The organism is Allobosea sp. FW305-C-101, from assembly GCF_058783685.1.
On the sequence record NZ_JBYSYT010000002.1, the window covers coordinates 801,196 to 813,610 of the forward strand.

The following is a 12,415-nucleotide window of genomic DNA, read 5'->3' on the forward strand; positions in this document are numbered from 1 at the left end:
GCGATCGGCTAAGCCTTGTCCAGATTGGTCCATAAGTGGTCCATATGCGACAAGAACCTGCGCGAGCGCCGGCCAAGGCGCCGTCTCATCATCTGGAGGGGTGATCATGCAACATGTCGTGAAGCCGGGTTTCGGGCTGCGCCGCGCCTTGCGCTGCAGCGTCGCGGCGGCAGCCTTCGCCCTGATCGCCGGCACCGCTTCGGCGCAGGTGCTCGAAGTCGCCGTCGAGGCCTCGCCCGCGGGGCTCGACCCGCATATCGTCACGGCCTTCGCCTCGTCGCAACTGGTGCTTGGCCCGATCTACGAGGGCCTGACCGCGCTAGACAAGGACCTTAACATCATCCCGGGCCTCGCCCAGTCCTGGACCGCCTCGGCCGACGGCAAGACGGTGACCTTCAAGCTGCGTCCCGGCGTCACCTTCCATGACGGCAAGCCGATGGAGGCGGAGGACGTCGCCTCGTCGCTGCGCCGCGTGTTGTCGAAGGATGTCGGCTCGCCGCTCGCCAGTCGCCTCTCCGCGATGGAAAGCGCGACCGCCGTCGATGCGACGACGCTGGAATTGAAGCTCAAGGAGCCCTCCGCGCCGCTGCTCGCCTCGCTCACCGGCATCGCCATCGTGCCGCGCGGGCTTGAGGGCAACAAGGACGCGCTGCAGCGCGCGCCCATGGGCACCGGCCCGTTCAAGTTCGAGGAATGGCAGCCGAACGGCTTCATCCGCCTCGCCAAGCATGCAGGCTACTGGAACGCCGCCGAGGTCAAGCTTACTGGGGTGAAGTTCAACTTCGTGCCGGAGGCCGCGACGCGCCAGGTCGGCATCGGCAACGGCCAGTTCGCGCTGCTGCCGCATATCGATGCCGCGACCGCGCTTCAGCTGAAGGGCAAGCCGAATATCGCGATGCGCGAGACGACCGAGCTCGCTTACACGCTGATCGGCATGAACACGTCGAAGCCGCCCTTCGACAATGCGAAGGTGCGCGAGGCACTGAATTATGCGCTGAACCGCAAGGAGATCATCGACGCCGCGTTGTTCGGCAGCGGCACGCCGGCCGCGCCGCTCCCAGCCGTCCTCAAGGACTGGGCGGTCGATGTGAAGGACCTGCCATGCTACACCTATGACCCGGCCAAGGCCCAGGCGCTGCTCAAGGAAGCCGGCGTCGCGACGCCGGTCACGGTCAGCATGACGGTGTTGCCGCGGCAGGACATCCGCGATATCGCGCAGGTGGTGCAGCAGCAGCTCGGCAAGGCCGGTTTCAAGGTGGAGCTGAAGAACCCCGAACTCGGCCAATTCGTGCAGGATTGGCGCAACTCGAATTTCGACCTCTTCGCCTCGACCAATGCCGGCAGCATCGAGCCGGACGATTATTTCTACCGCGCCTTCCGCACCGGCGGCTCGACCAATGTCTTCAAGTACAGCAACCCCGAACTTGATACGCTACTCGACAAGGGCCGCGCGACGCTGGACAAGCCGGCGCGCCAGGCCGCCTATCGCGACGCGCAGAAGATCCTGGGCTGCACCGGGCCTGCGGCGCATATCGCCTATCCAACGCTGTTCAGCGCGGTGCGCAGCAACATGCAGGGCTACGACATCTATGCCAATCGCTCGCTGGTCTCGCTCGGCCGCGCCAGCCTACGCTGACCTGACAAAGGCCGAGGCATGCTCCGTCACCTGCTGCAGCGCGGCCTCGACCTCCTGATCGTGCTGTTCGGGATCTCCGTGATCGTCTTCCTGATGATCCGGCTGATCCCGGGCGACGCGGTGGCGATCATGCTCGGCGCCAATACCGAGGTGACGCCGGAGCGCATCGCCGCGATGCGCGGCGAACTCGGGCTCGACCGGCCCTTGCTGGAGCAATACTGGGTCTGGCTCAGCCATGCCCTGCGCGGTGATTTCGGCACCTCGATCTGGACCGGCCGCCCGGTGATGCAGGAGATCGCAGCGCAGATCTGGCCGACCCTCCAGCTCACCCTGTTTGCGCTGGTGCTCGGCGCCGGCCTTGCGATCCCGGTCGGCTGCCTGATGGCGCATTGGCGCGGCGGACGCGCCGATCTGGTGCTGCGCGTCGGCGCTATCGCCGGGCTCACCATCCCCTCTTTCTGGCTCGGCATCGTCATGCTGATGACGGTCGCGACGCTGGCGCCGAGCTTCGCCTCGCTCGGCTATGTCCCGTTCAGCGAAGACCCGCTCGGCAATCTCCAGCGGCTGCTGCTGCCGGCGATCGCGCTGGCGTTGCCGATCCTGGCGAACCTCTCGCGGCTGGTGCGCACCGCGATGCTCGATGCGCTCGGCCAGGACTATATCCGCACCGCCCGCGCCAAGGGGCTGGGCGAACGGGCGGTGCTCTACCGACACGCGCTACGCAACGCGCTGATCCCCTTCGTGACCAGCGTCGGCATCATGACCGGCTATCTGCTCGGCGGCGCGATCGTGGTCGAGCAGGTCTTCTCCATCCCCGGCCTCGGCCGGCTGATCCTCGGCGCCATCGCCGAGCGTAACTATCCGCTCGTCCAGGCCACGATCCTCGTCGTCACCGTCGGCTTCGTGCTGGTCAACGCGCTGGTCGATTTCGCCTATGCGCTGATCGACCCAAGGCTCAGGACCGCGTCATGAGCCAGAGCCGCCGCATCGCCGTCGTCGCCGGCATTTTCGTCGTCCTGCAGATCGCGCTCGCGCTCGCCGCACCGCTGGTTGCGCCCTATGACCCGCTGGCGCAGGACATCGTCGCCCGGATGAAGGGGCCGAGCGCCGCGCATTGGCTGGGCACCGACCATCTCGGCCGCGATATCCTCTCGCGCATCCTCTACGGCTATCGCACGGCGCTGATCGCCTGCGGCATCGCTGTCGGGCTCGCGCTCATGATCGGCGGCAGCCTCGGCCTGCTCGCCGCCTTCTATCGCGGCTGGTGGGATCGCATCATCATGCGGGCGATGGATATCCTCTTCGCCTTCCCGGTGATGCTGCTGGCGATCGGCATCATCGCCATGCTCGGCCCGCGCACCGAAAGCGCCGCGATCGCCATCGCCGTGGTCTATGTGCCGATCTTCGCGCGCCTGATCCGGGGGCCGGCCATGGTGCTGGTCGAGAGCGATTTCGTCGCCGGCATCCGGTCAATCGGCGCGACCGATCTCCGAATCATGCTGCGCCATATCCTGCCCAATCTCGCCTCGGTCATCCTGGTACAGAGCTCGCTCCTGCTCTCGGCCGCGATCCTGGTCGAAGCCTCGCTCTCCTTCCTCGGCCTCGGCACCCAGCCGCCGACGCCCTCGCTCGGCCTGATGCTGGCGGAGGGCCGCAATTTCGTGCTGCTCTCGCCCTGGAACGCGATCTTCGCCGGGCTCGGCATCCTCCTGCTCTCGCTCGGCTTCAACCTGCTCGGCGACGCCCTGCGCGACGAACTCGACCCGCGGCTCCGAGGCCAGTCGTGATCATCCGTAGGGCGGTCGCGGCCGATATCACGCCGGCCGCCGCGCTGATGGCACAGGCCTATGCCACGCATTTCCAGCCAATCATGGGCGATGCCGCACTCGGTTTCGACCAGGCGCATTTCGAGGCGCGCTTCGCCCGCGAGCTGGGAGAGCTGACAGTCCTCGACATGAACGGCGTGCGCGGCGTGCTGCTGATCAAGGACGGGCATATCGCGATGCTCTTCGCTGCGGAGACGGGGCACGGCCATGGCGCCACACTGCTCGCCCATGCCGAAGCCCATGGCGCCCGGTCGCTCGAAGTCTTCGCCAACAACGAAGGCGCGCGGCGCTTCTACGAGCGCGCCGGCTGGCAGATCACCCGCGACTACGAGCGCGAGTTCGCCGGCGCGCGGCATCGCTTCCTGCGCTATGAGAAGCCGGTGATCCCGGCACGGAGACAGGGCTGATGGACAAACTCCTGATCCGCGGCGGCCAGAGGCTGTCCGGCACGGTCGAGATTCGCGGCGCGAAGAATGCCGCGCTGCCGGCCTTCGCCGCAGCTTTGCTCTCGGACAAGCCGTTGACGCTGCGCAACCTGCCCGATGTCGTCGACGTCAAGACGATGCAGGCTTTGCTCGAAGGCTATGGTGTCGCCTTTTCGGGCCGGGGCGCCGATGCGCTGACGCTCGACGCCGCCAAGGCCGGGCCGCGCGAGACGAGCTACGACACCGTCCGCAAGATGCGCGCGACCATTCTGGTGCTGGGGCCGCTGGTGGCGCGCTTCGGCGAAGCCCGCGTCTCGCTGCCGGGGGGGTGCGCCATCGGAGCGCGGCCGGTCGACCTGCATATCAAGGCGCTCGAAGCGCTCGGCGCCGAGATCGACGTGGCCGGCGGCTATATCGAGGCCAAGGCGCCGCGAGGATTGATTGGCGCGCGGATCGTCTTCCCCTTCTCCTCGGTCGGCGCGACCGAAACGGCGCTGCTGGCGGCGAGCCTCGCCAAGGGCGAGACAGAGATCGTCAACGCCGCCAAGGAGCCGGAGGTGCTCGACCTCGCGCGTTGCCTCACCGCGATGGGCGTCAGGATCGAGGGCATCGGCAGCCATCGCCTGCTGGTCCAGGGCGCGCAGAGCCTGTCGCCCGCGACCCATGAGATCGTCGCAGACCGGATCGAGGCCGGCACCTATGCGGTCGCCGCGGCGATCACCGGCGGCGAGCTCGAACTGGTTGGCGCGCGGCTCGAACATCTCGCCGCCGTCGGCGAGGCCTTGGAGGCGGCCGGCGTCCGGCTCTGGCCAAGCGATCGCGGCCTGATGGTGACGCGGCCCGGCAGGCTCACCGGCATCGACATCATGACCCAGGCCTATCCCGGCTTCTCGACCGATCTGCAGGCGCAGTTCATGGCGCTGATGAGCGTGGCGGACGGCACCTCGCTGATCCGCGAAACGGTGTTCGAAAACCGCTTCATGCATGTACCGGAGCTGGTCCGGCTCGGCGCCGACATCATGCTGAAGGGGACGAGCGCGACCGTGCGCGGCGTCGCCAGCCTGAAGGCGGCGCCGGTGATGGCGACCGACCTGCGCGCCTCGGTCAGCCTTGTGCTGGCCGGGCTCGTCGCCGAGGGCGAGACCGTGGTCAGCCGCATCTACCATCTCGACCGCGGCTATGAGGCGCTCGACCGCAAGCTCAAGCGCTGCGGCGCCGATATCGAGCGGGTCCCGGCATGAGCGCGCCAGCCGATCTCTATCTCGGCGTCGATGGCGGCGGCACCGGCTGCCGCTGCCGCCTCGAAACCGTAGCCGGCGAGGTGCTGGGCTCCGGCATCGCCGGCCCGGCCTCGCTCCGGCTCGGGCTGGACACATCGCTCGCCGCCGTGATGCAGGCGGCGCGCGGCGCCATCACTGAGGCCGGCCTCACCGAGGTTGATTTCGCACGGGTCCATGCCGGCATCTGCCTCGCCGGCATCGGGCGCAAGGGCATGCAGGAGGCGCTTGCCGCCTGGGAGACACCTTTCGCGGAAACGGTCTTCGAGAGCGACGGCCTGGCCGCCTGCCTCGGCGCGCATGCCGGCGAGGATGGCGGCATCGTCATCATTGGCACCGGCTCGATCGGGCTCGCGCGGGTGAACGGCGAGGAACTTCGCATCGGCGGCTACGGCTTTCCGATCGGCGACGAGGGCAGCGGCGCCGATCTCGGCCTCGCCGCCATCCGCGTCTCGCTGCGCGCCCATGACGGGCGCGAGCCGGCGACACGCTTCACTGGGGATGTGCTGGCGCGCTTCGATGCCGATCCCTTCGAGGTCATCGCCTGGATGGACAAGGCCCATGCCACCGACTACGCGACGCTGGCGCCGCTGGTGCTGCGTCATGCCGATCTCGGCGATTCCCATGCCCGCATGATCATGCAGAACGCCGCCGCGATGATCGACGCGATGGTGCGCACGCTGTTCGAGCGCAGCGTGCCGCGCGTGGCATTGATCGGCGGCCTGTCCTCGGCGATGGAAGCGTGGCTCGCGCCGGATGTCAGGCGGCGGCTGTCGCATGTGAAGAGCGATGCGATCGCCGGGGCGCTCTCGCTGGTTCGGCCGAAGGCCTAGAACGCGGCACCGGCCGGTTCGGGGACGATGTCGCGCCAGCCGTGATGCAACGTCTGGCTCGTTATGTCGAAAGTGAAGTAACAGCCGCCGCCGGCAATGGGCTGGCCGTGCCGGCGCGAGATCGGCTCGCCCTTGAGATCGCTGAGCAACAATGTGCCGACGCCGCCATGGGCGAAAATCACGAGATCGCCCGTGCCTTGCCGCCCAGCGATGCAGGCCGCAACGCCGGCCATGACCCGCGCCTGTGCGTCCCGCGCTGTCTCCCAACCAAGAATGCTGGTATCCGGCTCTCCGAAGAACTGGTCGACGATCTCCCAGAAGCGCGGCGGCGCGACATAGCCGGTGGCCGAGCGGTCGTTTTCGCGGAGGTCTTCGCGCGCCGTGAAAGGCAAGCCGCGAGCGCGCTGCAAGGCTTCGGCACAATCCATCGCCTTGCGCTCATCGCTGGTAAAGACATCGGTTACGCCAGCCAGTTCCGGTCGCTGACAGAAGGCCTCAATGCGCGTCCAGCCGATGGCGGACAGCCCCCAGTCCGGCACCGGGACCTGCGGATCGACCACGACTTCCGGATGGGTGACGAAATAGACGGTCGCCATGCTATTCCTAGAACTGCTTCTCATTAGCGTCAGCAAGCTCGCAAGCCAGACTGGCTGCACAGCCGGGCACATCGACTTGCGTTTGGCCCCATGCGACCGGCGGCGCGACGAGCGTCTGGAAGCGTTTCGCGATCAGGGGCGACAATGTTGCGGCGCGGCCGCAGAGGGCTACTGGTTTGTTCCCGACGCGCGCTCGCAGCGCATTAGCGAGCCGTGCCAACTCCTCGCCGGCTTGCGAGAATATCGCTGCGGCCGCCGCATCGCCTGCTTCCGCCGCCACCGCAACCGAACGCGCCAGCAGGCCAAGGCTGCCGCGATCGCCGCCATAGACATAAGTCCGCACGGCATCCCATGAGGCTCCACCCAGCGCCTGCGCGAGCGCATGACCGAGCGCGCTGCCCCAACCGGAACCCGGAACCTCATCCTCGCGGCGCAGCAAACGGCGCAGGGCCTCGGCCGCAATCCAGGCGGCGGAGCCACCATCGTCGATCAGCACGCCGCGCCCGCCGGCGCGGATGATCTCGCCTTCGGTGCTGAGATGGTAGCCGATCGAGCCCGTGCCGGAATAGACGATGATACCCTCACCGGGCTGGAAGCGGGCGCGGTAGCCCAGCCACATGTCATCGACCACGAGGATCTGCGCTTCGGAGCATCCGAAGGCCGACGCCAGCATGGCGGAGAAGACGGCCCTGACGGCACTTTCCGGCCCAAGGCCGGTGACACCCGCGACGATAGCCGCTGGTCTTCCCACGCCATCGAGTTCGGTCGTCAACCTTTTGAAGATACCGCTCACTCGCTCACGCTCAGACTGCGTGAAGACATGGCCGGTCATCGGCTCGATCTCGCCCCGCGCGAGGATCGCGCCCGAGGCGGCGGACAGGCACCAGCGCGAGCCGGTGCCACCCGTCTCGATGCCAAGGCCGAGCCCTGCGTCAGGCGCCGGCATGGCGAGCGAAGCGGCGGGTGATTTCGCGGGGATTGGTGATCGCCGTGCCGACGACGACGGCATGCGCACCGGCCTTGAAGGCGGTCTCCAGTTGCTCCGGCTGCTCGAAGCGTCCTTCGGCGACGATCGGCACGGAAACCGTCTTGGCCAGCGCCTCGATCAGGGCGATGTCGGGGCCGAGCGCCTTCCGGGCTTCCGTCTCGGGCGTGTAGCCAGAGAGCGTCGTCGCGATGTAGCTCGCACCCAACGCAGCCGCTCGCACGCCATCCTCCAGTGTCGCGCAATCGGCGAAGACCGGCTTGCCCAACTCGTCGCGGATGCGAGCGATCAGCCGGTCCAGCGGCTCGCCGTCACGCGCCCTCGCGGTGGCGTCGAGGGCGACGATATCAGCCCCCGCCTCTGCGATCGCCGAGGCACTGACGAAATCCGGCGTGATGTAGACCGGGAACCGATCATCCCAACGTTTGAGGATGCCGATGATCGGCAGGCGGCTGACGGCGCGGATCGCGGCGATATCGGCCGGGCCGTTGGCGCGCAAGGCGAGCGCGCCGCCCTGTTCGGCCGCCTGCGCCATCGCCGCCATGAAGGCTGGCCCATGGAGCGGGTTGTCAGCCCGCGCCTGGCAGGAGACCGCAAGGCTGCGGCGAGGGATCAGGGGCTCAGTCGTCACTTCACCGCTCCGGCGGTCATGCCACGGATGAACTGGCGCGACATCAGGATGTAGACGATGGTCAGCGGCAGGGCCGCGATGGTGAGGCCGGCGAAGAGCATGCCCCAGTCGGTGGTGTATTCGCCCATGAAGACCGAGAGGCCCTGCGGCAGGGTCTTGCGGGCGTCGGTCTGGATGAAGACCAACGGGAAGAAGAAGTCGTTCCAGGTCGGCACCGCGTTCTGGATCGCGGCGATCACCATCGGCGGGATCGAGAGCGGCAGCATGATCGAGAGCATGATGCGCGGCTCGGAGGCGCCGTCGATGCGCGCGGCCTCCTCCAGCTCGACCGGCAAGGTGCGCAGGAAGCCCGTCATGATGAAGATGGTCGAGGGCAGGCCCATCGCCGTGTAGATCAGGATCAGGCCGAGCCGGGTGTCGAGCAATCCGAAGTCGCGCATCTGCAGGAAGAGCGGGATCACCGCAAGCTTCAGCGGCAGCATCAGGCCTGCCAGGAAGAACATGAAGATCGCCGAATTGCCGGGGAAGCTGTAGCGCGCCAGCCCATAGGCCCCCATCGTGCCGAAGAGCAGCGTCAGCAGGATCGACGTCCCGGTGATGATGACCGAGTTGACGAAATAGCTGGGAAGGCTGGTCTCGCCCCAGATCCGCATGAAATTGTCGACATAGGCGAAATCCGGCACGGCGAAGGGCGCGTCGAAGATCTCCGGCGTCGTCTTGAAGGCCGAGAAGACCATGATGACGATCGGATAGAGCATCAGCACGGAATTGCCGATGAGCAGTGCGGCGGCGATCAGGCTCCCAGTGCTGCTGCGCGGAAAGAGGGGGTCGTTGCTGGCGGTACGGAACATCACAGCGCGACCTCCCGCCGGCGCAGGTACTGGGTGATGATCGTCGCGACCACCGCGATGAATAGGAACATCAGCACGGCCAGCGCATTGCCGTGCCCGAAATCCTGCAGGCCGGCGGTCTGGTTGCCGAAGGCGGTGCGGTAGAAATACAGGCCGAGCACGTCGGTCGAGCCATAGGGCGAGCCGTCAAGTCCCGCCATGATGTAGGGCAGCTCGAACCAGTTGAACGCGCCGATGAAGAGCAGCGTCAGCGTGATCGTGGTCGAGGGCGTGACCAGCGGCCAGACCACGCGGGTCAGCATCTGCCAGCCATTGCAGCCGTCGAGCTTGGCGGCCTCCAGGATCTCGCGCGGAATGCGCTGCATGCCGGCGAGATAGACCAGCGCCGGAAAGCCGATCCAGTGCCAGGCATTGGCCAGCACCAGCGCCGGCAGCGCCGTCGTCTCCTGCCCGAGCCAGGGCTGGCGCAGGTTGCCGAGCCCGATCATCTCGAGCAGCTGGTTCACGAGCCCGAAATTCGGGTCGAGGAACAGCTTCCACAGGAAGCCGACCAGCACGGTCGACAGGATCACCGGCATGAAGATCGCGATGCGGTGGAAGCGGAAGCCGAACGGCTCGCGATAGATGAACCAGGCAAGCAGGAAGCCGACGCTGTTCTGCACCACGAAGAGTGCGAAGAAGACGAAGAGGTTGTGGCGGAAGGCGCGCCAGGTCAGCGCCGCGAAATGATCGCCGAACAGCACGTCGGCGAAGTTCTTCAAGCCGATGAATTCGCCCTGCGCCATGCCGTCCCAGCGATAGAAGGCGGCGCTCAGGGCCGAGAGCAGCGGCCAGACCACGAAGGTCAGCATGATCGCGAGCGGCGGCAGGATCAGGAAGGCGATCCAGGCCGCACGCCTGCGTCTCTCGCGATTTCGGTAATCCGTCTGCATCGGCTCTGGCCCTCGGGATGCGCCGGGGAGGCGAATGGCGGCTGCACGAAGCCAGCGCTCACGGCCGCAGACCGGCCGTGAGCGTCAGGCGAGCGCCGCCGCTGTCGCGCTTACTTCTTGAAGGGCGCGTAGTAAGTCGCGATGCCCTTGGTGATTTCGGCGCCGATTTCGGCCGGCGTCGCCTTGCCGGCGAGCATCTTCTGCACGCCCGACTGCAGCAGCACCGAGCCGGTCGGCTCCTGATAGCGGAAATTGACCAACATGATGTAGGACATCGCGCTCTGGTTCAGCGCCGCGACCTCCTTGAGCAGCGGGTTCTCGAAGGCCACGCCCTTGATCGGCGAGATGTTCTGCAGATCGTTCGAGAAGGCCGTGCCGAACTCGGACGTGCCGAGGAAGCGCAGGAACTTCAGCGCCGCGTCCTTGTTCTTCGACGCCGCGTTGATGGCGAAGCCGCCGTCATAATAGAGCGCAACCAGTCTGGGATCGCCGGCCTTGGCGACGGGCGACGGGAACAGGCCGAGCTTCAGCTTGGGGTTCTGGCGCAGGAAATTGGCGATCTCGAAGGAGCCGCCGGCGAACATCGCCGCACGGCCGGCCGCGAAGAGCTGCTGCGACGCCGCATAGTCGACGCCCGAGAAGTTCGGCGCGAAATAGTCCTTGATCTCGTTGAGCTTGGTCAGGGCGCCGACGAAACGGGCATCGCTGAAGTCGGCCTTGCCGGCGAGCACGTCCTGCTCGAACTGCGCACCGATCTGCGAGGAGAGCAGCGCACCGACGATGGTCTCGTTCTGCCAGGCCGTCGCCGTGCCGTTGCCGAAGGGGTTGATGCCCTTCTCCTTCAGCGTCTTGGAGACGCTGACGAGCTCGTCCCAGGTGTTCGGCGGCGTCACCCCGGCCTTCTCGAACAGCTCCTTGTTGTAGATGATCAGCATCGTCTGCGAGGCCAGCGGCACGGCATAGAGCTTGCCGTCGGCGCGCATCGTCTCGGCCGCGATGGCGGAATCCGGGAAGTTCGCGAATTCCGGGATCATCGTCTTGTCGAGCGGCACGAGATAGTCGGGCTTGCCGACGCCGAGCGTGCCATAGGCGCGCACCTGGACGATGTCCGGCCCCGTGCCGCCGGCAAGCGCGGTCGAGAGCACGGTGTTGTAATTCGCCGCCTCGAAGGCCTCGAACTTCACGTTGATGTCGGGGTGCTGCTTGCGGAAGGCGGCGATGAACTTGGCATAGGCCGCCTTGTCCTCCTGGCGCCAGCTCCACAGGGTGAGGTCCTGCGTCTGTGCCTGTACCGGCGCAGAGAAGGCGGTCGCGGCGGCGAACAGCGTGAGCGCCAGCTTTCCAAGCGTCCGCCTGACGATGGATTTGGTCTGTGTCCCGGCCTGCATTGTCATTCTCCCTCGTTGTCCTGATCGTCTTATGACGACTTTTCGATATCGGTGTCGTTCAGGTTCGGTCTCACGACCAGCGCGGTGGCATCGTCATGGATCTTGACGCGCCTGTAGCGCTCCGCACGCACATCGGCGCTTTCGAGCCCGCGCAGTTCGGCGATGACGCCGGCAGCGCCTGCGCGCTCCACCGCGTCCATCAGCCCGGCTTCGTCGTGATGCGCGATGACATCGACGAGGCGCATGAAGCCGTCGGACGCAAGCAGCACGGTCGCGTCCGGCGAGACCTCGGCCGAGAACAGACGCAGGCCCGCCGTCCAGCTCAGCCCGGGATTGGCAGCCCAATAGCCGCCCGGCCGGTTGAGTGAACGCCGGTTGCGCAGGACCTGCGCCAGAGCAGAGGCGGAGATTACCTCGCCGGGGCAGTGCCCGTCCGCGGTCGCTGCCGCGATGGTCAGGGCCTCGAAGGGGCCGGAAGAGGGATCGGTCCAGCGCTCGAGCCGGTCGCCATCGCGGATCAGGATCGAGACATCGCCGATGACCGCGCCTTCGATGCGGCAGCGATCGCCCTCGCGCCGCAGCCGGACCAGGCCGAATACGGCTGAAGGCCCCTCGCCGGCCTCGCGCTCCGGATGCCCCTGCCCGAGAGCCGCATAATCCTGTCCCAACTGCTGTTCGAGCTGCGCAGCCCAGACGGGAAAGGACGCATTATCAGGCGGGTTGGCCCGCAGCGCCGCGTCGATCCGACGGACGAACCAGGCTCCCTCGGATTCCCCGGCAGTCCGGGCCGCGCCATTGAAGAACGCCGAACCGTCGACGATCCAGGCGCAGGACCCGGCAACGCCGGCAATGTCCTCGTTATAGGCGGCGCTGCCCTGCTCGCTGGCCTGCGAAAGCACACGCCAGCCGGGGCCGGCCTCATGGGCAACCGGCGCGCGGCGATCGACCGATAGTGAAGCGCATCCCTCGCCCTGCACCGTTCCGGATGCTCCTGATCTGCCAAGCCTGACGCGAGCCGCGCCCTCGACATAGACC

Annotated in this window: 13 protein-coding genes; 6 read left to right on the top strand and 7 right to left on the bottom strand. The window is 67.1% G+C overall.

Annotated elements, in window-relative coordinates; genetic code table 11:
- The first annotated feature begins 106 nt into the window (after positions 1–106).
- From AC3WMA_RS11325 to AC3WMA_RS11350, 6 genes are read left to right on the top strand one after another with little or no spacing between them, the layout of a single operon-like run.
- Positions 107–1,636, top strand: coding sequence for an ABC transporter substrate-binding protein (locus AC3WMA_RS11325; RefSeq protein ID WP_492285459.1), 1,530 nt, complete (start codon positions 107–109; stop codon positions 1,634–1,636).
- A gap of 18 nt (positions 1,637–1,654) precedes the next feature.
- Positions 1,655–2,608: an ABC transporter permease gene (locus AC3WMA_RS11330; protein WP_492285460.1), complete on the top strand. Its 954-nt coding sequence runs from the start codon at positions 1,655–1,657 to the stop codon at positions 2,606–2,608.
- Positions 2,605–3,423 carry an ABC transporter permease gene (locus tag AC3WMA_RS11335; protein ID WP_492285461.1) on the top strand — a complete coding sequence of 273 codons (819 nt, stop codon included), beginning with the start codon at positions 2,605–2,607 and terminating at the stop codon, positions 3,421–3,423. The genes AC3WMA_RS11330 and AC3WMA_RS11335 overlap by 4 nt, the downstream gene beginning before the upstream one ends.
- Positions 3,420–3,869: a GNAT family N-acetyltransferase gene (locus AC3WMA_RS11340; RefSeq protein WP_492285462.1), complete on the top strand. Its 450-nt coding sequence runs from the start codon at positions 3,420–3,422 to the stop codon at positions 3,867–3,869. The genes AC3WMA_RS11335 and AC3WMA_RS11340 overlap by 4 nt, the downstream gene beginning before the upstream one ends.
- On the top strand, positions 3,869–5,128 hold the full coding sequence (gene murA / locus AC3WMA_RS11345; protein ID WP_492285463.1) for a UDP-N-acetylglucosamine 1-carboxyvinyltransferase: 1,260 nt from the start codon (positions 3,869–3,871) through the stop codon (positions 5,126–5,128). The genes AC3WMA_RS11340 and murA overlap by 1 nt, the downstream gene beginning before the upstream one ends.
- Positions 5,125–5,997, top strand: a complete 873-nt coding sequence (locus tag AC3WMA_RS11350; protein ID WP_492285464.1) for a glucosamine kinase nucleotide-binding domain-containing protein — start codon at positions 5,125–5,127, stop codon at positions 5,995–5,997. The genes murA and AC3WMA_RS11350 overlap by 4 nt, the downstream gene beginning before the upstream one ends.
- Here the strand turns inward: AC3WMA_RS11350 and AC3WMA_RS11355 are convergent.
- The 7 genes from AC3WMA_RS11355 to AC3WMA_RS11385 all read right to left on the bottom strand — a co-directional run bounded on the left by AC3WMA_RS11355 (position 5,994) and on the right by AC3WMA_RS11385 (position 12,357).
- Positions 5,994–6,557: a histidine phosphatase family protein gene (locus tag AC3WMA_RS11355; RefSeq protein WP_492285465.1), complete on the bottom strand. Its 564-nt coding sequence runs from the start codon at positions 6,555–6,557 to the stop codon at positions 5,994–5,996. The genes AC3WMA_RS11350 and AC3WMA_RS11355 overlap by 4 nt on opposite strands.
- A gap of 43 nt (positions 6,558–6,600) precedes the next feature.
- Positions 6,601–7,539 carry an N-acetylglucosamine kinase gene (locus tag AC3WMA_RS11360; RefSeq protein WP_492285466.1) on the bottom strand — a complete coding sequence of 313 codons (939 nt, stop codon included), beginning with the start codon at positions 7,537–7,539 and terminating at the stop codon, positions 6,601–6,603.
- Positions 7,526–8,209: an N-acetylmannosamine-6-phosphate 2-epimerase gene (locus AC3WMA_RS11365; protein WP_492285467.1), complete on the bottom strand. Its 684-nt coding sequence runs from the start codon at positions 8,207–8,209 to the stop codon at positions 7,526–7,528. The genes AC3WMA_RS11360 and AC3WMA_RS11365 overlap by 14 nt, the downstream gene beginning before the upstream one ends.
- The gene (locus AC3WMA_RS11370) at positions 8,206–9,060 is read right to left on the bottom strand and encodes a carbohydrate ABC transporter permease (protein ID WP_492285468.1); all 855 of its coding nucleotides are present in this window, start codon (positions 9,058–9,060) and stop codon (positions 8,206–8,208) included. The genes AC3WMA_RS11365 and AC3WMA_RS11370 overlap by 4 nt, the downstream gene beginning before the upstream one ends.
- Positions 9,060–9,992: a carbohydrate ABC transporter permease gene (locus AC3WMA_RS11375; RefSeq protein ID WP_492285469.1), complete on the bottom strand. Its 933-nt coding sequence runs from the start codon at positions 9,990–9,992 to the stop codon at positions 9,060–9,062. Before AC3WMA_RS11375 ends, AC3WMA_RS11370 begins: the two co-directional genes overlap by 1 nt.
- Before the next feature lie 110 nt (positions 9,993–10,102).
- Positions 10,103–11,380, bottom strand: a complete 1,278-nt coding sequence (locus tag AC3WMA_RS11380; protein WP_492285470.1) for an extracellular solute-binding protein — start codon at positions 11,378–11,380, stop codon at positions 10,103–10,105.
- Positions 11,381–11,409: 29 nt separating this feature from the next.
- Positions 11,410–12,357 (bottom strand): hypothetical protein, encoded by a 948-nt coding sequence (locus AC3WMA_RS11385; RefSeq protein ID WP_492285471.1) that lies wholly within the window; start codon positions 12,355–12,357, stop codon positions 11,410–11,412.
- Between the last annotated feature and the right edge of the window lie 58 nt (positions 12,358–12,415).